The 23,169-nt window shown below is 64.3% G+C and carries 14 protein-coding genes; 9 read left to right on the top strand and 5 right to left on the bottom strand.

What is annotated here, in order from left to right:
- Positions 1-75 precede the first annotated feature (75 nt).
- From AAG793_RS06135 to parC, 4 genes are all read left to right on the top strand, one after another.
- On the top strand, positions 76-2,046 hold the full coding sequence (locus tag AAG793_RS06135; RefSeq protein ID WP_341905598.1) for a DNA topoisomerase IV subunit B: 1,971 nt from the start codon (positions 76-78) through the stop codon (positions 2,044-2,046).
- Positions 2,046-2,897, top strand: a complete 852-nt coding sequence (locus AAG793_RS06130) for a transglycosylase SLT domain-containing protein (protein WP_341905594.1) — start codon at positions 2,046-2,048, stop codon at positions 2,895-2,897. The genes AAG793_RS06135 and AAG793_RS06130 overlap by 1 nt, the downstream gene beginning before the upstream one ends.
- Entirely contained in the window at positions 2,897-4,108 is a 1,212-nt protein-coding gene (locus AAG793_RS06125; RefSeq protein WP_341905590.1) for a diguanylate cyclase, read from the top strand. Before AAG793_RS06130 ends, AAG793_RS06125 begins: the two co-directional genes overlap by 1 nt.
- Before the next feature lie 96 nt (positions 4,109-4,204).
- Positions 4,205-6,559, top strand: coding sequence for a DNA topoisomerase IV subunit A (gene parC / locus AAG793_RS06120; protein ID WP_341905585.1), 2,355 nt, complete (start codon positions 4,205-4,207; stop codon positions 6,557-6,559).
- Positions 6,560-6,647: 88 nt separating this feature from the next.
- Here the strand turns inward: parC and AAG793_RS06115 are convergent, their stop codons facing one another.
- The 4 genes from AAG793_RS06115 to AAG793_RS06100 all read right to left on the bottom strand — a co-directional run bounded on the left by AAG793_RS06115 (position 6,648) and on the right by AAG793_RS06100 (position 15,078).
- Positions 6,648-7,100 carry a RidA family protein gene (locus AAG793_RS06115; RefSeq protein ID WP_341905583.1) on the bottom strand — a complete coding sequence of 151 codons (453 nt, stop codon included), beginning with the start codon at positions 7,098-7,100 and terminating at the stop codon, positions 6,648-6,650.
- 190 nt (positions 7,101-7,290) lie between these two features.
- The gene (locus AAG793_RS06110; protein WP_341905580.1) at positions 7,291-8,223 is read right to left on the bottom strand and encodes a transglutaminase family protein; all 933 of its coding nucleotides are present in this window, start codon (positions 8,221-8,223) and stop codon (positions 7,291-7,293) included.
- A 4-nt stretch (positions 8,224-8,227) separates the two neighbouring features.
- Positions 8,228-11,248, bottom strand: coding sequence for a circularly permuted type 2 ATP-grasp protein (locus tag AAG793_RS06105; protein ID WP_341905578.1), 3,021 nt, complete (start codon positions 11,246-11,248; stop codon positions 8,228-8,230).
- 179 nt (positions 11,249-11,427) lie between these two features.
- Positions 11,428-15,078 (bottom strand): transglutaminase family protein, encoded by a 3,651-nt coding sequence (locus AAG793_RS06100; protein ID WP_341905573.1) that lies wholly within the window; start codon positions 15,076-15,078, stop codon positions 11,428-11,430.
- Between the two features lie 583 nt (positions 15,079-15,661).
- Between AAG793_RS06100 and AAG793_RS06095 the strand changes: the two genes are divergently transcribed.
- The 5 genes from AAG793_RS06095 (at position 15,662) to AAG793_RS06075 (ending at position 22,050) form a co-directional block, all read left to right on the top strand.
- Positions 15,662-18,331, top strand: a complete 2,670-nt coding sequence (locus AAG793_RS06095; protein ID WP_341905568.1) for a DNA internalization-related competence protein ComEC/Rec2 — start codon at positions 15,662-15,664, stop codon at positions 18,329-18,331.
- A 76-nt stretch (positions 18,332-18,407) separates the two neighbouring features.
- Complete coding sequence (locus AAG793_RS06090) at positions 18,408-19,901, top strand: circularly permuted type 2 ATP-grasp protein (RefSeq protein ID WP_341905565.1); 1,494 nt, start codon at positions 18,408-18,410, stop codon at positions 19,899-19,901.
- A 2-nt stretch (positions 19,902-19,903) separates the two neighbouring features.
- On the top strand, positions 19,904-20,071 hold the full coding sequence (locus tag AAG793_RS06085; protein WP_341905562.1) for an alpha-E domain-containing protein: 168 nt from the start codon (positions 19,904-19,906) through the stop codon (positions 20,069-20,071).
- Between the two features lie 12 nt (positions 20,072-20,083).
- Positions 20,084-21,046, top strand: a complete 963-nt coding sequence (locus AAG793_RS06080) for an alpha-E domain-containing protein (protein ID WP_341905557.1) — start codon at positions 20,084-20,086, stop codon at positions 21,044-21,046.
- A gap of 185 nt (positions 21,047-21,231) precedes the next feature.
- On the top strand, positions 21,232-22,050 hold the full coding sequence (locus tag AAG793_RS06075) for a transglutaminase family protein (RefSeq protein ID WP_341905554.1): 819 nt from the start codon (positions 21,232-21,234) through the stop codon (positions 22,048-22,050).
- Positions 22,051-22,085: 35 nt separating this feature from the next.
- On the opposite strand, the gene mltB is transcribed toward AAG793_RS06075, so the two are convergent.
- Positions 22,086-23,159: a lytic murein transglycosylase B gene (mltB, locus tag AAG793_RS06070; RefSeq protein ID WP_341907597.1), complete on the bottom strand. Its 1,074-nt coding sequence runs from the start codon at positions 23,157-23,159 to the stop codon at positions 22,086-22,088.
- Between the last annotated feature and the right edge of the window lie 10 nt (positions 23,160-23,169).

Raw genomic sequence — 23,169 nt, 5'->3', positions numbered from 1 at the left:
CCCGACTGGTTCGAACCTGGAGTACTGGATATTTATCCAGCTTTAAAATCCCGGCGGTCTACAATCCGTGCTCCCATGGCCGATAAAACTCCTACTGAATATTCCGAAGGCTCCATCCGCGTTCTCAAAGGGCTGGAGCCGGTCAAGCAGCGTCCGGGCATGTACACCCGCACCGACAACCCGCTGCACATCATCCAGGAAGTGCTGGACAACTCTGCCGACGAGGCGCTGGCAGGGCATGGCAAGAAAATCAAGGTCACCCTGCACACCGACGGCTCGGTGAGCGTGGAAGACGACGGCCGCGGCATTCCGTTCGGCCTGCACCCCGAAGAAAAAGCCCCGGTCGTGGAACTGGTCTTCACCCGCCTGCATGCTGGCGGCAAGTTCGACAAGGGCAAGGGCGGTGCCTACAGTTTCTCCGGCGGCCTGCATGGCGTGGGCGTGAGCGTGACGAATGCGCTGTCCAAGCGCCTGGAAGTCACCTCTTATCGCGAGGGCAGCGTGGCCAGCCTGGTTTTCTCCGGTGGCGACGTCACCGAGAAGCTGCAGGTGCGTAAAGCCGGCGAGGGTGACCGCAAGACCGGCACCACGGTGCGGGCCTGGCCAGACGCCAAGTATTTCGAATCGTCCGCGCTTCCGATGACCGAACTGATGCATTTGCTGCGCAGCAAGGCGGTGCTGATGCCGGGCGTGAGTGTGACCCTCACCACCGAAAAGACCCGTGACACCCAGACCTGGCTGTACAAGGGCGGTCTGCGCGACTACCTGATGCAGACGCTGACAGCCGATCCGGTGATTCCGATGTTCGAAGGCGAAGGCTTTGCCGACAGCAACCACGACAGCTTTGCCGAAGGCGAGGGCGCGCAGTGGTGCGTGGCCTTCACCGAAGACGGCCAACCGGTCCGTGAAAGCTACGTCAATCTGATCCCGACCAGTGCCGGCGGGACGCACGAAAGCGGCTTGCGCGACGGCCTGTTCAATGCGGTCAAGAGCTTCATCGAACTGCACTCGCTGCTGCCCAAAGGCGTCAAGCTGCTGCCGGAAGACGTGTTCGCCCGCGCCAGTTATGTGCTCTCGGCCAAGGTGCTGGACCCGCAGTTTCAGGGTCAGATCAAGGAGCGGCTCAATTCCCGCGATGCGGTGCGGCTGGTCTCCAGCTACGTGCGGCCTGCGCTGGAGTTGTGGCTCAACCAGCACGTCGATTACGGCAAAAAGCTCGCCGAACTGGCCATCAAGGCTGCGCAAACGCGCCAGAAGGCAGGGCAGAAAGTTGAAAAACGCAAAGGCTCGGGCGTGGCGGTGCTGCCCGGCAAGCTGACCGACTGCGAGAGCCGCGATCTGGCGCACAACGAGGTGTTTCTGGTCGAGGGCGACTCCGCCGGCGGCAGCGCCAAGATGGGCCGTGACAAGGAAAGCCAGGCCATCCTGCCCTTGCGCGGCAAGGTGCTCAACACCTGGGAGGTCGAGCGTGACCGCCTGTTTGCCAATACCGAGATTCATGACATCGCGGTCGCCATCGGTGTCGATCCGCACGGCCCGAACGACACGCCTGACCTTTCGGGCCTGCGTTACGGCAAGGTCTGCATCCTGAGCGATGCCGACGTGGACGGCTCGCACATCCAGGTGCTGTTGCTGACGCTGTTTTTCCGGCACTTCCCCAAGCTGATCGAGGCGGGCCATGTGTATGTGGCGCGGCCGCCGCTTTTCCGCGTGGATGCACCGGCCCGTGGCAAGAAGCCGGCGTCCAAGGTCTATGCGCTTGACGAGGGCGAATTGACCGCCATACTCGACAAGCTGCGCAAGGATGGCGTGCGTGAGAATGCCTGGAGCATCAGCCGCTTCAAGGGGCTGGGTGAAATGAGTGCGGAACAATTGTGGGAAACCACGCTCAATCCGGATACACGCCGGCTGCTGCCGGTGCAACTGGGCAACCAGGACTTCCTGCAAACGGAAAACCTCATCACCAAACTGATGGGCAAAGGCGAAGCAGCAGCGCGCCGCGAACTGATGGAGTTGCACGGCGACGCCGTGGAAATTGACATTTGATGGTTTTTTCAGCCCTGTTCCGCCAACACCGCCGCCTGCCGCTTCGTGGCTGGTTGAGCGCGGCCGTCTTGCTGGCCGGGCTGCAGGCCGCGCCGGCCCGCGCAGACATCTGGGCCTACGTGGACGCGCAGGGCATTGCCCATTTTTCTTCGACCCGGCTCGACAGCCGCTACGAGCTGTTCTTCCGGGGCGGTCAATCCTTCAGCGCCGGCAAGGGTGTTGCCAGTCAACGCCTGGATGCCGGGCGTGGCGCAGGCGTAGCAGCCGCGCCGACCAAGCTGCTGGCGTACTTTGATGTGTCGCCCAACTACAAGGCGGTCAAGCATCTGCTGCGCGAAGCCTCCGTCACGCACGGGATTGATTACGAACTGCTGCAGGCCCTGATTGCCACCGAGTCGGGTTTCGATGCCAACGCCGTCTCACCCAAGGGCGCTGTCGGCCTTATGCAGCTGATCCCGCCCACCGCCGAGCGCTACGGCGTCAAGGCGGATCGCAATGTGCCCATCCAGAAAAAGCTCACCGACCCACGCACCAACATCCGGGCCGGCTCCAGCTATCTGCGTGACCTCATCAAGATGTTTCCGGGTCAGCTGGAGCTCGCTCTTGCAGCCTACAACGCTGGCGAGGGCGCGGTGCAACGTGCGGGCAACCGAATTCCCAATTACCCCGAGACGCGCAACTACGTCAAAACCGTGATGGAGCTGTACAACCACCTCAAGCCCCCCAGTGCGGTGGGCAGCGTGGGCCGTGTCCGTATGGAGATGATGGGCGGCACTGCCGGTCGCGCCAACATGGTGCCCGAGGCGGTGGCTGTCGCTCCCGCGCCTGACGCTGGAGCGGTGCGGGAGTGATGTCCTTGACCCTTGCATTCAATCCAGGGCTGTTCGCGCTGGGTATCGCTGTAGGCGTGTTGGGGCTGGTGCTGTTGCTCAGTCTCATCGTCTCCTATGCCTATGACGAGCGCACGCTGCTGGCGTTGGCGGCCTATCTCTCGCTGATGGTGGCCGCTGTGGGCGTGGGGCAGCAGCTGCAGATGGGGCAGGGGCAGCTCCAGAATCTTTTGCTGGTCGCTGGTTCGACGGTCATGGCCGCTTTCCAGATGTGGCTGATGCGAAACCGCCAGAGCACCGTGCTGGCAAAAGCCGCCGCAGCGATTGTCGGATTGGCCACGCTGGGTTTGCTGTGGCTGGAGTCGGGCTGGGCGCCGCCGGTGGCGATGGCGCTGGCGATTCCGGCGTCCCTCGCCTGGACGGCGATGCTGCTGATGCTGTCCGTCACGCTGCTGCTGCAATCGCGGGATACCGTGGGACCGTGGAAGTGGTGGTTGTTGCTCGGCCACTGGGGCGGCCTGGCGGTTTCCGCGCTGTTCCTGGCTGATGTGGTGGAGGTTCCGCAGGGCTACTGGGCAGTGGTCATGATGCTGCTGTTGCAGATTCCGCCGATTTACCTCTCGCTGGTCTGGCGCAGCCGCCTGCTCAACGAGAGCCGCCTGCGCAGCTACTCGGCCAACACGACCGACCCGCTCACCGGTCTGGCCACCGTCAATGTGTTGCTGGAACGCCTGATGCGCGTGACATCGCGGGCGCCGCAAAGCGGCACCACCAGCGCGCTGTTTGTCATCGACGTGCTGAACTGGCAGGGCCTGCTCAATGAACTGGGCGCCGAGTTCAATGAAAAAATGCTGCTTGAAGCCGCCATGCGGCTGCGCCGGTCGATTGGCGACAACGACCTCGCCGCACGACTGAGTGGCGGCCGCTTTGCGGTGGTGGCGCAGGGCCTGAAGGGCGACGAGGAAATCGCGGCACTGGCCACGCGCCTGGTGGTGAGCGGTTTGCGTATCGACAGTCCCTTGCTGTCGGGTGTCGAGTTCAAGTTCCGTGTCATCGTGCTGGAGCTGCGCCTGAAGCAGCCCCTGACGCTGCTGGCGGCCCAGACCTGGATGGAGTCCGTGTCCGGCGTGTTCAAGAAGTGGCCGTCCAGTCACCGTTCGCGCAGCATTCTGGTCGTTTCCGAAGATTTGATGGGTCGTGCCAACGACACCGAAATCGATTCCGATTACTGATAGCCGTGCCAATGTTGCACGGCTTTTTCAGCAGTTGTTCCACGCCGCCGTACTGATCCGCAAGCCCCTCTTTTCAAAAAAGCCAAGTCCTCTCCGATGGATCTCTTCACCCCCGGCGCTGATGCGCAAAACCCTGAACCCGCGAGCGAAGACTCTCTCGCCGCTTACGCGCAACGCGCTTACCTTGAATACGCCCTGAGCGTGGTCAAGGGCCGCGCCCTGCCCGATGTGTGCGACGGGCAAAAGCCGGTGCAGCGCCGCATCCTCTACAGCATGACGCGCATGGGTCTGGGCTTTGGTGGCGCCAACGGTGCCACTGGTGCCAAGCCCGTGAAAAGCGCCCGTGTGGTCGGCGATGTACTCGGCAAATACCACCCGCACGGCGACCAGGCGGCCTACGACGCCATGGTGCGCATGGCGCAGGATTTCAGTCAGCGCTATCCGCTGGTGGATGGTCAGGGTAACTTTGGCTCGCGCGATGGTGACGGCGCGGCAGCCATGCGCTACACCGAGGCGCGGCTGGCGCGCATCACCACGCTGCTTCTTGACGAACTGGACGAAGGAACCGTCGATTTCGTGCCGAACTACGACGGTTCATTTGAAGAGCCGCGCCAGCTGCCAGCGCGTCTGCCCTTCACGCTGCTCAACGGCGCCAGCGGCATTGCCGTGGGCCTGGCCACCGAGATTCCCAGTCACAACCTGCGTGAAGTGGCCGATGCCTGTGTGGCGCTCATCAAGACGCCCAAGTTGGGCGACGACGAGCTCTACACGCTGATTGCCGGACCCGACTACCCCGGTGGTGGGCAGATCATTTCGAGCGCAGCGGAAATTGCTGCCGCTTACAGCTCGGGCCGCGGCTCGCTCAAGGTGCGCGCCCGCTGGAAGATTGAAGAGCTGGCCCGCGGGCAGTGGCAAATGGTGGTGCAGGAGCTGCCGCCCGGTGTGAGCACCCAGCGCGTGCTGGAGGAGATCGAGGAACTCACCAACCCGAAGATCAAGACGGGAAAGAAGGCGCTGAGCCAGGAGCAGGTGCAGCTCAAGCAGACGGTTCTGTCGGTGCTGGACGTGGTGCGTGACGAGTCCAGCAAGGACGCGGCCGTGCGACTGGTGTTTGAGCCCAAGACCAGCAAGATCAGCCAGTCCGAGCTCATCAACACCCTGCTGGCGCACACCAGTCTGGAGAGCTCCTCTCCAATCAACCTGACGATGGTGGGACTGGACGGTAAACCGACGCAAAAATCGCTGCGCGAGATGCTGCTGGAGTGGATCGAATTCCGCCAGACCACGGTACAAAAGCGTTCGCAGCACCGGCTGGACAAGGTGCTGGACCGCATCCACATCCTCGAGGGCCGGCAGCTGGTGCTGCTCAACATCGATGAAGTGATTGCCATCATCCGCCAGTCGGACGAGCCCAAGGTGGCGCTGATCGAGCGTTTCCGCCTCAGTGACCGGCAGGCCGAGGATATTCTTGAAATCCGCCTGCGCCAGCTTGCGCGGCTCGAAACCATCAAGATCGAGCAGGAGCTCAAGAGCCTGCGTGAAGAGCAGGGCCGGCTGGAAGAAATTCTGGGCAGCCCGGCCGCCCTGCGCCGTCTGCTGATCAAGGAAATCGAGGCCGATGCCAAGCAGTTTGCCGACCTGCGCCGCACGCTGATCCAGGCTGAGAAGAAAGCGGTGCTGGAAGTCAAGGTGCTCGACGAGCCGGTGACGGTGGTGGTCAGCGCCAAGGGTTGGGTGCGCGCGCGCAGCGGGCACGGTCACGACGCGGCGAGCTTTGCCTTCAAGGCCGGCGACGGCCTCTATGGCACTTTTGAATGCCGCACGGTGGACACACTGCTTGGCTTCGGCAGCAACGGCCGCGTCTACTCGGTCCCGGTGTCCACACTGCCGGGTGCCCGGGGCGATGGTCAGCCGCTGACCACGCTGATTGATCTGGAATCCGGCACGCAACTCGTGCATTACTTTGCCGGGCCGGCAGCGGCAACCCTGCTGCTCAGCAGCAGCGGTGGCTATGGTTTCCTCGCCACCATCGAGAGCATGACTTCGCGGCTCAAAGGCGGCAAGGCATTCATCAGCTGCGCTGAGGGTGAGTCGGTATGCCGGCCTTCGCCGGTGTCAGGCAGCAGCGGCTCGGCTCCTTTGCTGCCCGCCACGCATGTGGCCTGCGCGTCGACCGGCGGGCGCATCCTGACCTTTGAGATCAGCGAGCTGAAACTGCAGGTGGCAGGTGGCCGCGGTCTGGTGCTGCTGGACCTTGACGTCAAGGACACGCTGGCAGGCGCCGCAGCCTACACGCGCAGCGTGAAGATCGAAGGCGTTGGCCGCGGCGGCAAGGCGCGCGACGAAACGCTGGAGATCCGCAGCCTGAACAACGCCCGTGCAGCGCGCGCGCGCAAGGGCAAGGCTGCCGATCTCGGGTTCAAACCCAGCTCGATCATTCGAGTGGAATAAGTACAAGGGTCACCGCAGAACCGGCTTTGCCGGGCTGCAGGTGGCGCCCCCTGAGGGGGGGCGGCCAAAGGCCGCTTCGGGGGGGAGCCTAAACCTCAGCGATCAGCTCGATCTCCACGCAGGCACCCATCGGGATCTGCGCCACGCCGAAGGCACTGCGCGCATGTTTGCCTGCGTCGCCAAACACCTCGCCGAAGAGTTCGCTGGCACCGTTGGTGACCAGATGCTGCTCGGTGAAGTCGCTGGTGGAGTTGACGAGACTCATCAGCTTCACGATGCGTTTCACTTTGCCCAGACCGACGGCCGCTTCCAGTGTGCCCATCAGGTCAATGGCGATCGCGCGTGCCGCGGCCTTGCCTTCTTCGGTGCTCATGTTCTTGCCAAGCTGGCCGACCCAGGCCTTGCCGTCTTTCTTGGCGATGTGGCCGCTCAGAAACACCAGATTGCCGGTCTGTACAAAGGGCACATAGGCAGCAGCGGGGACAGCCATGGGTGGCAGGATGATGTTCAGGGCCTTGAGTTTGTCGTGCACGGTGGTCATGGAGTCTCCTTGTGGTGTGTCAGGGTGTGGGTGTATCGGTGGTTGTCAGTGTCGTCTGATCAAGCGGCGTACGAATTGCGCTCGATCACAGCGACGGGTGTGCCGGAATCTTAGCGCGGCAAGCCGATGAACCCGGCTAATCGGCAGTCAATTCCACTGATGACGAAGCGCTGCGGCTCCCCTCATCTCGTCAGACCTGAGCGGCAGCCTCGACAGGTTCGACAGTCACTGCCACATCGAGCACATGGTGGGTGCCACCGCGGATCACGCCGCGCATCGGCGACACGTCAAGAAAATCGCGTCCGGTGGCCAGCGTCACATAGTCTTCACCCGGTGCGCGGTTGTTGGTTGGATCAAAGTCCAGCCATTGGCCAGCTGCTGCAGCCATGCCGCCTTCACTGGCTGCCGCAGGGCAATACACTGAGGCCCAGGCGTGCGATGCATCACTGCCAATCAGGCGCGGCTGCCCGGGTGGCGGATTGGTTAGCAGGTAGCCACTGACATAGCGCGCCGGCAGCCCCATCGCGCGGCAGCAGGCCACCATGATGTGGGCGAAATCCTGGCACACGCCCTTGCCCAGGTGCAGGGCTTCCAGCGCGGGTGTGTTCACCTCGGTGATCTCGGCTTCGTACTGCATGTGGGTGTGGATGCGGCCCATCAGGTCGTAAGCCGCCTCGGGCAGGGGGCGTCCGGCGACAAAACTGGGCCGGGCGAATTCGACAAACGCATCATCACGCGGCACATAGGGCGAGGCGAACAAAAATTCGGATGCGCTGTCGTAGGCCACCCCCGCCCGGTAGCGGAACTGCTCGCGCACCTGATCCCACGCGGCCATGGCGGGCATGCCCTCGGACTGCAGCGGATTGACGGGCGTGGTGGACACCAGACTCTCAGCGACCACCGTGAGGTTCTCGTGTGCGGACTGCAGGGAGAAATAGGTGCGTGTGTTGCCATACACGTCCTGCGCTTCGCGTTGCTGCACCGGTGCCGGATCGACATTCAGGCTATGGCTCAGCAACGTCTGCCCCTGGCGGCTGGCTGGCTTGAGGTGCACCACATGGTGGGCGTTCACCACCATCGGGCTGTAGCGGTAGCGAGTTTCGTGGACGACGCGCAGCAGCATGGCTTCAGGCTCCCAGGCTCTGATTGCCCGCCGCAGCGTGGCTGAAGTAACGCCGGCTGATGGTGTCAGACAAATCACGGGCTGCATCGCAGCAGTCTTCCAGCAGGCTCACTAGGAACTCAAAATCGGCTGGAGCATTTCCGCCCCCGTCCCCGCTTTCAGCACTGTTTTTGCGATGTGGCGCCGCGCACAGCTCTGCCAGCGACCAGGCGCCCGGATCGGGCAGCGCGACACCGAGGTCCGGCATGTCGGTGGGCGTGCTGGCGGCCAGTTTGGCCAGCCGGCCGCTCAGGCTTTGCACCACCCAGCCCAGCGAGCGCGGGTTGTCGCGGTCCAGCACCAGCAGATCGAGCAGGGCAGGGATGTCGCGCCGCTGCTGGTACTGGGCGTGGAAGGTGATGGTGCTGTCGAACAGGGCCACCATGGCGCCGAAGCCGCCTTCTTCAAACACTGCGCCGGTTTCAAAGCCGCTGGCCAGCGCGCTCGACAACATGTTCAGACGCTCGATCAGTCGACCGATGCTCAGCAGGCGCCAGCCGTCGTCGCGCGTCATGCGGTCGGTTTGTGCGCCTGTCATGGCGGCGAGAAAGCCGCTCAGGAATTCCAGTGCGCGCAGTGCTTCCAGCGAGGAATAGTCGGCGCTGCGCGGGTCGGTCGGGGCGGCATGGCGATGCGCTGCGCTTTGCCCCAGTTGCCGGCAGTGGTGGAAAAAGTCGGCCTCTGCGCGCACGATCACATGCCACTGCTCCTGCGACAGACGCTCGCGCACCGCCGAGGCGGCGCTTTTGAGGGCGCGCAGGTTAAAGCCCACGCTGGCTGTTTTGTCGGTGTCGGCCAAGCTGGCGATCAGCGCGCGCTCGAATACGCGGCGGGCCTGTGTGGCGGGCGGCACGGTATCCAGCACCAGCGCGTTGTTGACGGCCACCTCGGTGAGCCAGGCCAGCAGCGGCTGCGAGTTCTGGTCTTCGCCACCCAGGCATTGCAGCGTGATCTGTGCCAGGCGCGTTGCGTTCTCTGCACGCTCGGTGTAGCGGCCCAGCCAGAACAGGTTCTCTGCGGCGCGGCTCGTCACCGGTGGGCGGTGCCGCACCAGCGCGGGTGCCTGCAGCAGCTGCCGCGCGCGGGCGGCCATCACGGCTTCCACGGTGTCGCCAGCGGCCAGGGGGTCTGATGAGTTGGACAGGTCGGATGAGCGGGATGTATCAGCGGCGGCACTGTCGCTGGTGGTGGCGACCGAGGCGGGTTCCGCTTCGTGGTTGCGTGGATCCTGCGGCGCCGTCACCTGCTCGCCATCGTGCTCTCCATCGGTTCGCGCGCCCAGTACCCACACATCGGCACTGCTGCCACCGTGCTGCATCGAGGCCATGTTCTCGTTCTTGCCCGCCAGCCGGGCCAGGCCGCCGGGCAGCACCTGCCACGAGCCGGAACCATCGGCCACGGCGAACACGCGCAGCATCACCGGGCGCGGCGCGATTTTTTCCTGGTGCCAGGTCGGGGTCTGCGACAGTGGCACATAGGCCTGCACGGTGTAGTCCTCGCCACGCCGCAGAATACGGCCAGCCCATTCATCCAGTTCACGCCGCGACAGGGTGTTGCCGATCACCGACTCCATGCCGGAACCGGGGTAGGTGGGCTTGATCACGCAGTTCTGCAGCTCGGTCAGCACGTCCTGCATCACCGCCTGTTCGCCGCACCACCAGGTGGCCAGCGACGGCAGCGCGAGTGTTTCGCCGAGCAGGTGCTTGGAGAGCGCGGGCAGGAAGCCGAGCAGCGCGGACGACTCCAGAAACGCCGAGCCCGGTGTGTTGACCACCAGCACATTGCCGGCACGGATCACCTGCAGCAGACCGGGCACGCCCAGCGTGGAGTCAGATCGCAGCTCCAGCGGGTCCAGGAACTGATCGTCAAGGCGCTTGAGCAGGCCGTGCACCGGCTCCAGCCCGCGCAGGGTCTTGAGGTAAAGGCGGTCGTCACGCACCAGCAGGTCATTGCCTTCCACCAGCGTCAGGCCCAGAAAGCGCGCGAGATAGGCGTGCTCGAAGTAGGTCTCGTTGTAGGGGCCCGGCGTCAGCAGCACCACGCGGCTTTCAGTGCCGTCGGTCTGAGGGCTGTTGTTGGCCGGGCTCATCGCCTTGAGGCCATCGACCAGCGCCTTGTACGAGGCCGCGAGACGCTGGACCCGCATGCCGCGGAAGGCATCGGGGAACAGGCGCGAGATGGTCAGGCGGTTTTCCAGCAGGTAGCCCAGACCCGATGGCGCCTGCGTGCGCTGCGATACCACCGACCATTGGCCATCAGGCCCGTGGGCCATGTCAAAGGCGGCAATGTGCAGGTAGGTGCCGCCCGCCGGCTTGACGCCGTGCATGCCGCGCAGATAGCCCGGGTGGCCATGCACCAGCGCGCTGGGGATCAGGCCTTTGGAGAGCAACTCCTGGGGGCCGTAGATGTCGGCCATGACTTGGTCGAGCAGGCGTGCCCGCTGCCTGACGCCAGCCTCGATGTGCTGCCAGTCGTCGCTGGAGACCATCATCGGGAACAGGTCGAGTGACCAGGGCCGCTGCGGGCCGTTGGCGTCGGCATAGACGTTGTAGGTCACGCCGTTGTCGCGAATCTGCCGTTGCAGGTTGGCGGTGCGGTGGTTCAGGTCATAGAAACCGCTGGTGCCGAGGTGGTTGAAAAAGCGGCTCCAGTCGGCAGACAGCGGGTCGCCGCCGGCGGGGTGAGCTGCGGGGCCCTGAGTTTGGCTTTGAGACTGTGAGGATGCGGATTGTGCCTGTCCAGACGCGCTCGCCTGCTCATCGACCGACAACGGCGCTGCTGCTGAATCGGCCGCCAGGTACAAGGCCTTGGCGGCATTGTCAGCGGGTGCCTCGCTCGCTGCTTTCCAGGCCACCGGCCCCGGCGCCACCGTGCCGCGCAGTTCATCGAAATGCCCTGCCGCTGCGGCTGGCGCTAGCGCTGCGGCGAGCGCGCCGGGCGACTCGAGTGCCTGCGCCTCAAAAAGGGACTGGGTCTTGTTTTCCACAGATTGCAACGGGTAGTAACCGTTGAGTATGCCTGCGGCATCTCGCCGCACCCCGGAAATGCCCGTTCCACGCCCGGATGGCGTATTTATTCATGCCTGTGCAGCATATTTATGTTGCAGGCATAAGACAGACGGCTGCGAGGCGATAAGGCTTGGCCGTCCTGCCCAGTCTGTGGCTGCTAGCGCAGATCCAGCGTGAACGGGAATTCACTGCTGCGTTGTGCGGGCGCGACCTGTATCTTGCCGGGGGTGTGACCCATGCGGAAAAAGCGCGTCAGGCGCCGGCTTTCGGCCTCATACGAGTTGACCGGCAGCGTGTCGTAGTTGCGCCCCCCGGGATGGGCCACGTGGTACTGGCAGCCGCCGAGCGAACGCTCCATCCAGGTGTCGACGATGTCGAAGGTCAGCGGCGCATGCACGCCGATGGATGGGTGCAGGGCCGAGGGCGGGTTCCATGCCTTGTAGCGCACGCCCGCCACGAACTCGCCGACGCGGCCCGTGCTTTGCAGCGGCAGCGCCCGGCCATTGACGGTGACCACATGTCGGTTGTCATTGAGGCCTGTCACATGCACTTCGACGCGTTCGAGCGACGAATCCACATAGCGCACTGTGCCGCCTGCAGAGCCTTCCTCGCCCATCACATGCCAAGGTTCCAGCGCACTGCGCAGGGTCAGCTCAATGCTGTGCGACTTGACCTGTCCGATCATCGGGAAGCGGAACTCGAAGTGCGGCTCGAACCAGGCCATGTCGAACGCATAACCGGCGTCGCGCAGCTCGGTCAGCACGTCGGCAAAGTCCATGCGGATGAAGCTGGGCAACAGGAAGCGGTCGTGCAGCTCGGTACCCCAGCGCGTCACGCGGCCATGGTAGGGCTGCTTCCAGAAGCGGGCGACCAGCGCGCGCAGCAGCAGTTGCTGGGCAATGCTCATGCGCGCATGGGGCGGCATCTCAAATGCGCGAAGTTCCAGCAGGCCCAGCCGGCCGGTGGCCGAATCCGGCGAATACATCTTGTCGATGCAGAACTCGCTGCGGTGGGTGTTGCCGGTCACATCGACGAGGATGTTGCGCAGCGTGCGGTCGACCAGCCAGGGCGGCATGTCGGCGCCGTACTTCTTGCGGTTGTTGGCGATCTCGCGCAGCGCGATCTCCAGCTCATAGAGCTGGTCGTTGCGGGCTTCGTCCACGCGCGGCGCCTGACTGGTCGGGCCGATGAACATGCCCGAGAACAGATAGCTCAGCGACGGGTGGTTGTGCCAGTAGGCGATCAGGCTGGCGAGCAGTTCGGGCTTGCGCAGGAAGGGGCTGTCGGCTGGCGTAGCGCCGCCCAGCACAAAGTGGTTGCCACCGCCGGTACCAGTGTGGCGGCCATCGGTCATGAACTTCTCGGCTGAGAGGCGTGTTTCGTGCGCGATCTTGTAGAGGAACTCGGTGTGGGCCACCAGTTCGCCCCAGTTGTAGGCGGGGTGGATATTGACCTCGATCACACCCGGGTCCGGCGTGACCTGCAGCATCTTCAGGCGCGGGTCGCGTGGTGGTGGATAGCCTTCGAGCACGATCTGCACGCCCAGCGCCTGGGCTGTGGCTTCCACGGCAGCCAGCAGCTCCAGGTAATCCTCGAGTCGCTCCATGGGCGGCATGAAGACGTAAAGCGCGCCGACTTCGCCGCGGCCCTTGGCATTGGCCGGGTGGTCGGGATCGGCTTTGGGTTTGGTCGGCTTGTCTTTGGGGCCATTTGCGCGGGCCGGGTCGCGCACCTCGACACACAGCGCGGTACGGGTCAGCCAGGCGGCTGACTCGTGGGCCTTGGGCATGCGCGCGTCCTCGGGAGCTGGCGCTGCAGCGGGGACGGGCGAGGCAGTCGGTGTGCCTGGTGCACCGGTGCCCCCTCCGCCGGAGCCGAGCGGACGGAACTGCAGAATGCGACTGGCCTCGGTGAGTTTGGCGTTGCCCGTCATGTAGCGGGCCATGTACTGGGCCAGAGAGCTGGCGCTGCCGCTCCGGCTGGTGGGTGCTGCAACCAGGGCGGGAGTCGCAGGTACATCTCCGCGACTCAGTGCGTTGGCGCTGTTGTAGCGCGCGGCCAGCGCTACGCTGGCCGGCAAGTCATCGCGCGGCGCAAACGGGTCCGACTCGATCATGTACGGGTAGTCGGTCTTGGACACCCAGGGCACCGAATCGAGCGGCAGGCGATAACCCATCGGCGAATCGCCGGGCATCAGGTACATGCGCTCGTCGCGGAAGAACCAGGGGCCGGTGGTCCACTTCGGTCCAGTCAGCAAGGGCACAGCACCCGGGTTACGCTGCACGAGCTGCTCGCGCGTTTGCAGGGGCAGCACATAGCCGACCACGGCATCCAGCCCCTGCATGAAGACGCGGCGCAGGCGCTCGCGTTCCATCGGGTCGTCGAGCCGCGACTCGAACGGGTCCACGTTCACCGGCAGGCGGCGCTCACGCCAGAGGTAGTACCAGGTGTCTTCGTAGCCCGGCGTGATGTAGCGGGTGGCCAGGCCCAGCTTGCCGGCCAGTGTGTCGATGAAGCGTTTGGCGTCCAGACTGGTGTAGTTGCAGCTGGCCTCGGTATTGCGCTCATCGGCAAACAGGGCCGGGTTCTGCCAGATCGGCTGACCGTCCTTGCGCCAGAAAATGCTCAGCGCCCAGCGCGGCAACTGCTCGCCGGGGTACCACTTGCCCTGGCCAAAGTGCAGAAATCCGCCTTGCCCATATTCAGCGCGCAGCTTTTGCACCAGCTCGGTCGCGTAGCCGCGTTTGGTGGGGCCCAGCGCGTCAATGTTCCATTCGGCGGCGTCGCGGTCGGTGGTGGCCACAAAGGTCGGCTCGCCGCCCATGGTCAGGCGCACGTCGCCAGCGGTCAGGTCTTTGTCGACCGCCTCGCCCAGGGCCAGTACCTTCTGCCACTGGTCGTCGGTGTAGGGGCTGGTGACTCGCGGCGATTCATAAATACGCTGCACCGCCATGTGGTGGGTGAACTCCACCTCGGATTTGTCCACGCCGCCCTCGACCGGCGCTGCGCTGGAGGGCTCGGGTGTGCAGGCCAGGGGAATATGCCCCTCGCCAGCCATCAGGCCCGAGGTAGGGTCCAGGCCGATCCAGCCGGCACCGGGCAGAAACACCTCGCACCAGGCATGCAGGTCAGTGAAGTCCACCTCGGTGCCGCTGGGCCCGTCGATGGATTTCACGTCGGCCTTCAACTGAATCAGGTAGCCCGACACGAAACGCGCCGCCAGACCCATGTGCCGCAGCAACTGCACCAGCAGCCAGCCGGTGTCGCGGCAGGAGCCGACGCCGAGGCGCAGGGTTTCTTCCGGCGTCTGCACGCCGGGCTCCATGCGGATGGAGTACTTGATGTCGGACTGCAGGCTCTGGTTCAGCCCCACCAGAAAGTCGATGGTGCGTTTGGGCGCGCGGTCGATCTTCTCAAGGTAGCGCTTGAGCAGCGGCGTCGCGGGCTGCGTGGCCAGATACGGGGCCAGCTCGCGTGCCTGAAGCGCGTTGTAGGTGAACGGGAATTCCTCGGCCGCCGGCTCCAGGAAAAAGTCAAACGGATTGAACACCGCCATCTCGACCACCATGTCGACGGTGACCTTGAACTCGCGCGTCGGGTCCGGAAATACCAGACGAGCCTGGTAATTGGCAAACGGGTCCTGCTGCCAGTTGATGAAGTGCTTGGCGGGTTCGACCCGCAGCGAGTAGGAGAGCACCCGGGTGCGGCTGTGCGGTGCCGGACGCAAGCGGATCACCTGCGGCCCCAGCTTGACCAGACGGTCGTACTTGTAGTGGGTGATGTGGCTCAAGGCGACGTGAATGGACAAGGGCAGCCTCGCTTAAATCTCGCTGAATAGGTTGCGGCACCGGGGTACCGCGCAGTCAAATGGTAGCAACTCACTAGGGCCTGTTAACGCTATTTTTGCAAGATGCGTTGCGAGTCAAAAAGGCAAGGGGCAAGGCGTAAAACGCGGTCGGGGTAGGCCCCCGACAAGGCTTTGCAACGCTGCCCAGTGTCTTTTTGATCGCAACCCGGAGGGAACGGCATGAAAACAGCGCCACTCGGCGTTGCACGGCTTGCCCAGACACCCGGTCTGGGCTGCGCCCTGCGCCTTGATTGGCACCGTTTTCATACCGTTCGCATTTGCAAAAATAGTGTTAACAGGCCCTACCTGCCGGGGTAAACAGCGCTGTCGCTGCGTTCCCCTGCATGCCGGTGGTGCCAGCCCAGCTTACCGCGTTTCGTTGAATCATTTTTCACCTTCAGCGGAAAGCAAGACCTGCGCCACCGTCCGCAGCCAGTGCCCTGCCTGCTTCGGATACGCTAGCTCCTGTGGGTCCATGGCTCACAGAAAACCAACAAAAATCAGGGAGGGCAACAGTGAGAGCATCTGTTGCGGAATCGGAGCGATGAGCCGGCTGGGATGGGTGTTCCTCGGCTGGATTGCGGGTGTGGTGAGCCAGTTGCAGCAGGTGGCGCTCTGGTCGCCTGTGGCCAATGGCGGCCTGTTCCTGCTCGGCATGGTGTTGCTTGTACTGGCCTGCTGGTCAGTCGCGAGCCGTCGCCACGGGACTGGTATGCCCGTGCTGGTGTGCGCTGCCGCACTGATGGCTTTTGGCTCAACCGGTTGGCGTGCGGGGGTGTTCCAGTCGACCGCACTGAGCCCGGCGCTGGAGGGCCGCGACATCACACTGGTAGGGCGGGTGCTGGCGATGCCGCAGGTGGGGGAAGACGGTGTGCGCTTTCGCTTCGGAGTGGAATCAGCCACCCTGAATGGTTGGCCGGTGCGCCTGCCACCCAAGCTGCTGCTGGGCTGGTATCACGGCTTTGGCGCCCGGGGTGTGCAGCCGGGCTCGCTCTCGTCTGCGTCGGCGCTCAATGAGGCGTTGGCCGATACCGACACCGCTGAGCAGGCGGTGATCTCGCCGCGCCAGGCGCAGCCGTTGCGCGCCGGGGAGCGCTGGCGCATGACGGTACGGCTCAAGGCCCCGCATGGCAACGCCAACCCGCACGGTTTTGACTACGAGCTGTGGCTCTGGGAGCAGGGGATTCAGGCGACGGGTTATGTGCGCACGGGCGCGCAGGACGCGGCCCCGGTGCGCCTGTCCGCCAGCTGGCGTCACCCGGTCGAGCGTGCGCGGCAAAGCGTGCGGGAGGCCATCTTTGCGCAGGTGTCCGACCGACCGCTCGCCGGTGTGATTGCCGCGCTGGTGGTGGGCGACCAGAACGCGATTGAACGCGCCGACTGGGATGTGTTCCGCGCCACGGGCGTGGCCCATTTGATGAGCATCTCTGGCTTACATATCACCATGTTCGCCTGGGCGGCTGCATTGATCGCCGGGGCGCTGTGGAGGCGTTCTGTACGGCTGACGCCCCGTCTGTGTCTGGCCGTGCCGGCGGCCAATGCGGCGGCGTGGGGCGGCTTGCTGCTGGCCACGCTGTATGCCGTGTTTTCCGGCTGGGGTGTGCCTGCGCAGCGAACCATCTGGATGCTGGCCGCCGTGGTGCTGCTTCGCCAGAGCGGCCGTCAATGGCCGTGGCCGCAAACCTGGTTGATGGCCATGGCCGTTGTGGTAGCGCTGGATCCGTGGGCGCTTTTGCAGGCGGGCTTCTGGCTGTCGTTTGTGGCGGTCGGCGTGCTGTTTGCGACGGGGACCCACACCTGGGAGACAGATCAGTCGGTGATTCACCATTCGGGCGGAGCAGGGCAGCGTGTGCGCGAGGGCTGGTCGGTGCTGCGCCGCAATCTCGTAGGTGCAATGCGCGAGCAATGGGTGGTGATGCTGGCGCTCACGCCTCTGTCGCTGCTGTTGTTCAACCAGGTGTCGCTGGTGGGGCTGCTGGCCAATGCGGTGGCGATTCCTTGGGTCACGCTGGTGGTTACGCCGCTGGCAATGGTCGGCGTGATCTGGTCACCGGTTTGGAGCATGGCAGCTGGCGCCACCGGCTGGGTGACCGTTCTGCTGCAGTGGTTGGCGAGTTGGCCGCTGGCCTCCATCAGCGTTGCCAGCGCGCCGCTGTGGGCTGCCGTGGCCGGGGTGGCGGGCGGCGCTGTATTGGCGATGCGTTGGCCGTGGCACCTCCGGCTGCTGGGTTTGCCAATGCTGCTGCCCGTGCTCTTCTGGCAAGCGCCGCGTGTGGCGCCAGGCCAATTCGAATTGCTGGCGGCCGACGTCGGACAGGGCAATGCGGTGCTGGTGCGGACTGCCACGCACAGCCTGCTGTACGACACCGGGCCCCGCTTTTCACGCGAGAGCGATGCCGGGCACCGGGTGCTGGTGCCGCTGCTGCGGGCTGTTGGCGAACGACTCGACCAGGTGGTGCTGAGCCACCGCGACACCGATCATGTCGGTGGTGCACCCGCGGTGCTGGCGATGCAGCCGCAGGCGGGCTTGCTGAGCTCGATTGAGGCCGGGCATGCGCTGCAGGCGCTGCGGCCAGCGGTGCGTTGTGTCGCGGGGCAGCAATGGGTGTGGGACGGCGTGCGCTTTGAGGTGTTGCACCCGACGGCTGCCGATTACGAGCTGCCGGGCAAATCCAATGCCATGAGCTGTGTGCTGCGCATCTCCTCGTCCGACGTGTTGGCGCCCGGTTCATCGGCTTCCCCGGATGGCACTGCATCGCGAGCAGCCGTTGCGCTTTTACCCGGCGACATCGAGGCGGCGCAGGAGCTGCGGCTGGTGTCCGCTCAGCGTGGGCAGCTGCGGGCCGACTTTTTGCTGGTGCCGCACCACGGCAGCAAGACCTCGTCCAGTGCGGCCTTCCTCGATGCGGTCAGCCCCCGGGTGGCGGTGGTTCAGGCGGGCTACCGCAACCGTTTTGGCCACCCGGCGACTCCCGTGGTGGCGCGCTATCAGGAGCGGCATATTCCTGTGATCGAGTCGTCCCGCTGCGGCGCTGCTGTCTGGCGCAGCGATCAGCCCGGGGCCATTGGCTGCCAGCGGCAAATCGCCCATCGCTATTGGCACCACCCGTTGGGACTGGCACCGAATCCGACGAGCGGCAACTTTGCGCATGGGTCCACACCCTCGGCCGCGCAAGCCGCTGAAAACAGGCCCCCCATCTCGCCAAGTCAGTGATGCACCGACTTGGCGCATTACTTGCTAAGCTATATTGCCATCAGATGATGGGCAAATCCTGCTGGAGACCACGCCAATGAGCCGACCGATGTTTGACGAGATGAACGCCACGGATTCCAGCGTCCGTGAGCACTACCAAGGGTACCAGCGATGGCTGGCCCGCCAGCCGGCTGATGTGATGGAAGCGCGCCGCGCTGAAGCCGAAATGATTTTCCGGCGTGTCGGCATCACCTTCGCGGTCTATGGCGCCAAAGACGAAGATGGCGCCGGTACCGAACGCCTGATTCCCTTCGACCTGATTCCCCGCATCATTCCTGCCCACGAATGGGAGACCATGGAAAAGGGACTGGTGCAACGCGTCACCGCGCTGAACCGTTTCATCCATGACGTCTATCACGACCAGGAAATCATCAAGGCCGGCGTGGTGCCGTCCGAACAGATCTTCCAGAACGCCCAGTTCCGCCCCGAAATGATGGGTGTGGATGTGCCGGGCAACATCTACTCCCACATCAGCGGCATCGACATCGTGCGTGCCCCGAACGCGCAGGGCGAGGGCGAATACTACGTGCTGGAAGACAACCTGCGTGTGCCGAGTGGCGTGAGCTACATGCTGGAAGACCGCAAGATGATGATGCGGCTGTTTCCCGAACTGTTCAGTGAAAACCGCGTGGCGCCCGTCGCGCACTACCCCGACCTGCTGCTCGAAACCCTGCGCGCCTCGGCGCCACCTGCCACCGCCGACCCGACGGTGGTGGTGCTGACGCCGGGCATGTACAACTCGGCCTACTTCGAGCATGCCTTCCTGGCCCAGCAAATGGGGATCGAGCTGGTCGAGGGCCAGGACCTGTTTGTGAAAGACAACTTCGTCTACATGCGCACCACCCGCGGCCCCAGGCGCGTCGACGTGATTTACCGGCGCGTCGATGACGACTTCCTCGACCCACTGGCCTTCCGGCCCAATTCCACGCTCGGCTGTGCCGGATTGCTCAATGTGTACCGCAGCGGCAATGTGGCGCTGTGCAATGCGATTGGCACCGGTGTGGCGGACGACAAGTCGATCTACCCCTACGTGCCCAAGATGATAGAGTTTTATCTGGGTGAAAAGCCGATCCTGAAGAACGTGCCGACCTACATGTGCCGCAACAGCGAAGACCTGCAGTACACGCTGGCCAATCTGAAGGACTTGGTGGTCAAGGAAGTGCACGGCGCGGGCGGCTACGGCATGCTGGTCGGGCCTGCCTCCACGAAAGCTCAAATTGAAGAGTTCCGTGCGGCACTGCTGGCCAATCCGTCGGGTTACATTGCCCAGCCGACACTGAGCCTGTCGACCTGCCCGACCTATGTGGAAAGCGGCATCGCACCCCGCCACATCGATTTGCGGCCTTTCGTGCTGAGCGGCAAGGAAGTGCAGATGGTGCCCGGCGGCCTGACGCGCGTGGCGCTGAAGGATGGCTCGCTCGTCGTCAACTCGTCACAGGGCGGTGGTACCAAGGACACCTGGATTCTGCAGGGCGGCGTGTCTGCCCCGTACGGGTCGCAGTCGCAATCACAGAAACCAGGGAGCAAGTAATCATGTTGTCCCGCACCGCTGACCATTTGTTCTGGATGTCTCGCTACACCGAGCGAGCTGGCGACATGCCGCAGGCATTCGCGGGGATGACTCATCAATTGCGCGAAGCGCTTGTGAGGCCATCACCAAAACACGCAAAGCGCGCAGCGCTTTCGGTGTTTGAGGCGTAAGAAGGAGAAAAAATGTTATCCCGCACCGCTGACCATTTGTTCTGGATGTCGCGCTACACCGAGCGAGCCGAAAACACCGCCCGCATGCTTGACGTCAATTACCAGACCTCACTGTTGCCGCAGTCCGCTGCGGTCGTTCAGTCGGGCTGGGAGGGGCTGCTGAGCATCAGCGAGCTCAAGCCGGCCTATGCCGCCCACTATGGCGACAACATCAACCCGCGCGACGTGATGGACTTCATGGTGCGTGACGAGAAGAACTCGTCGAGCATCATCTCCTGCCTGCAGAACGCGCGCGAGAACGCCCGCGCCGTGCGCGGCACGCTCACCACCGAAGTCTGGGAGACGCAGAACCAGACCTATCTCGAAATCATCCGCATGCTGCGCAATGGCGACTTCGAGCGCGACCCGGGACAGTTCTTTGAATGGGTCAAGTTCCGCTCGCACCTGTCGCGCGGCGTGACGGCGGGCACCATGCTGCAGGACGAAGCCTTTCACTTCCTGCGCATGGGCACCTTCCTGGAGCGGGCCGACAACACGGCGCGGCTGGTGGATGTGAAGTTTCATGCGGTGCAGACCGATTTCGTCGGTTCTGCCGAAGAGAAGGACCAGGAGTTCGACTTTTATCACTGGAGCGCCATCCTGCGCAGCGTTTCGGGCTTCGAGGTGTACCGCAAGGTCTACCGCGACGTGATCCGCCCGGAGCGCGTGGCCGAGCTGCTGATTCTGCGGCCCGACATGCCGCGCTCGCTGCTGGCCTGCCTCAACGAGCTGATGAGCAACCTCGTGATGGTCACCAGCGACACGACGAGCGAAACCCAGCGCCGCGCCGGCAAGCTGCGCGCCGACCTGCAATACGCACGCATCGACGAGATTCTGGCCACCGGGCTTCATGCCTTCCTGACGCAGTTTCTCGACCGCGTCAACGAACTGGGCATGCACATCAGCCGGGAGTTTCTCGTTCCGGCGACGTCGTGAACCCCCTCAGGCGACTGGCAACCCCCAGCGGGGGATGCCGTCCCGGAGCGCCTGGTGAATAGCCGTAACGGATACCCTCTTCACCAGCAGGAGCCGCGGAACCGGCTTCGCCGGGCCGCAGGCGCAGCGGCCCCCTCGGGGGGCAGGGCGCTACGCGAAGCGAGCAACCGTGGGGGCCACCTTACGTGAAACTCCACGTCCGGCACATTACCGACTATCGCTACAGCGAACCGTTGCGTTACGCGCTGCAGACGCTGTGGCTCACGCCGCAATCCAGCCCCGCGCAGACGGTGCGTTACTGGAGTCTGGGCGCGCCTGAAAAGCTGTTTGCCCAGCGCGATGCCTTTGGCAACACCGTCAACACCTTCACCTTTGTCGGCTCGGTGGCTGACGATGTGCGTTGGAGTCTGGTGAATGCCGCAGGCGATGTGGAAACCCTGGGCATGGCCGAGTTCACCGATGCCGACACCTTGCCGCACCCTTACTTCTTTCTGCGTGCCACGCATCTGGCAGAGCCGCACTGGGAGCTGGCTGAGTTTGGCCGTCAGTTCATCGGCCAGAGCGTCGATGGGCGGGCCGATTTGCAGGCTCTGCTGGCCCTGAGCCAGGGCGTGGCCAAGGCGGTGGGATATCTTAAGAACAGCACGACCGTGACAACGACCGCACTGGAGGCGTTCAGGGCCGGCGCCGGGGTCTGCCAGGACCAGGCGCATGTGATGGTGGCGATCTGCCGCAGCCTGGGCTACCCGGCGCGTTATGTCAGCGGCTATTTCTATGCGGCGAACGAGCCCGATCTGGCCAGCCACGCCTGGGCCGACGTGTGCCTTGATGTATCGACCCGGCGGTGGGTCAGCATTGATGTCACGCACAGCTGCCTGATTGACGAGCGCCACGTCCGGCTGGCGATGGGCACCGACTACAACGCCTGCCCGCCGATCAAGGGGGTCAGGCAGGGTGGTGGTGAGGAAACGATGCGGGTGGAGATCACGATCCAGCCGGTCTGAATGCGGTCCGCTTGAATTGCCGGTACAGGCAGGCGTTAGTTGCCAGCCTTGACGCGAGCCGCTACTTCCTGCGCCAGCTCAATCACCGCCATCGCGTAATAGCTGCTCCAGTTGTAGCGGGTGATGGCGTAGAAGTTCTCGGTGCCAGCCACGTACTGCGGTGCGTCGGGTCCGTTCAGCAGCTCGATCAGTGCCAGCGGGCCAGCGTGTTGCTGTGCCTCGCCCTCCAGCACCGCACCTTTGGCAGTGAAGCTGGCCACGCTGAAGGTCGGCAGAATGTCCGGCGCCATCAGCGCGGGCATGTCGAGGCGGCTGGTGTCGAAACTCACCGAGTAATGCGTGGGCATGCCCGGTTGCCAGTTGAAGGCCTTGAAGTAGCTGGCCACCGAACCGATGACATCGCTGGTGCTGTCCCAGAGGTTGATGGTGCCGTCGCCGTCAAAGTCCACTGCGTACCTGATCCAGCTCGACGGCATGAATTGCGGCAAACCCATGGCACCCGCAAAGCTGCCGCGGGCTTCAAAAGGGTCGGCCCCGCGCCGGCTCTGCAGGGTCAGGAACTGCTCGAGTTCGCTCTTGAAAAATTCGCTGCGCTCCTTCGCGCGCGGGTGGCTGGCCGGGAAGTCAAAAGCCAGTGTGGTGAGTGCGTCCATCACGCGGAAGCTGCCGGTGTCGCGGCCGTAAATGGTTTCGACGCCAATGATGCCAACGATGATGGCCGCCGGCACGCCATACTCCTGCTCGGCCCGTTCCAGCGCTGCCTGATTGGCGCGCCAGAAGCGGACGCCAGCCTCGATGCGGATCGGGTCGATGAAGCGGCTGCGGTACACGCGCCAGTTCTTCACAAAGGATCGCGCAGGTGGCTGCATCAGCCGCACCACCGTCGCATTGAAGCGCGAGTGGCCGATGGCGTCGCGGACCCAGTCCCGGTCCAGATCGCGGCGGCTGGCCACATCGTCTGCAAACTGCATGACCTCGGGGCGGGTGGAATACAGCGGGCCCTGGCTGGCAGGCGCCTTGCTGGCGGTTTTTCTCACTGCCTTCGGATCCGCAGCAGACGCGATGGGTGTGCCGGCAACGCCAGCGACTGTCAGCACGGCCGTCAGCATGCAAACCGGT

Origin of the sequence: Polaromonas sp. YR568, from assembly GCF_943372955.1 — a bacterium.
Taxonomy (GTDB): domain Bacteria; phylum Pseudomonadota; class Gammaproteobacteria; order Burkholderiales; family Burkholderiaceae_C; genus Polaromonas.
Note: the sequence above shows the minus strand (reverse complement) of the source record. Positions and strands in the feature narration are given on the sequence as shown.

Excerpts from the sequence above, each read along its gene's own strand:
- parC (WP_341905585.1), top strand. The coding sequence starts at position 4,205 with ATGGATCTCTTCACCCCCGGCGCTGATGCGCAAAACCCTGAACCCGCG.
- AAG793_RS06135 (WP_341905598.1), top strand. The coding sequence starts at position 76 with ATGGCCGATAAAACTCCTACTGAATATTCCGAAGGCTCCATCCGCGTT.
- AAG793_RS06090 (WP_341905565.1), top strand. The coding sequence starts at position 18,408 with ATGAGCCGACCGATGTTTGACGAGATGAACGCCACGGATTCCAGCGTC.
- mltB (WP_341907597.1), bottom strand. The coding sequence starts at position 23,159 with ATGCTGACGGCCGTGCTGACAGTCGCTGGCGTTGCCGGCACACCCATC.
- AAG793_RS06110 (WP_341905580.1), bottom strand. The coding sequence starts at position 8,223 with ATGCTGCTGCGCGTCGTCCACGAAACTCGCTACCGCTACAGCCCGATG.
- AAG793_RS06130 (WP_341905594.1), top strand. The coding sequence starts at position 2,046 with ATGGTTTTTTCAGCCCTGTTCCGCCAACACCGCCGCCTGCCGCTTCGT.
- AAG793_RS06085 (WP_341905562.1), top strand. The coding sequence starts at position 19,904 with ATGTTGTCCCGCACCGCTGACCATTTGTTCTGGATGTCTCGCTACACC.
- AAG793_RS06080 (WP_341905557.1), top strand. The coding sequence starts at position 20,084 with ATGTTATCCCGCACCGCTGACCATTTGTTCTGGATGTCGCGCTACACC.
- AAG793_RS06095 (WP_341905568.1), top strand. The coding sequence starts at position 15,662 with ATGAGCCGGCTGGGATGGGTGTTCCTCGGCTGGATTGCGGGTGTGGTG.
- AAG793_RS06125 (WP_341905590.1), top strand. The coding sequence starts at position 2,897 with ATGTCCTTGACCCTTGCATTCAATCCAGGGCTGTTCGCGCTGGGTATC.
- AAG793_RS06115 (WP_341905583.1), bottom strand. The coding sequence starts at position 7,100 with ATGACCACCGTGCACGACAAACTCAAGGCCCTGAACATCATCCTGCCA.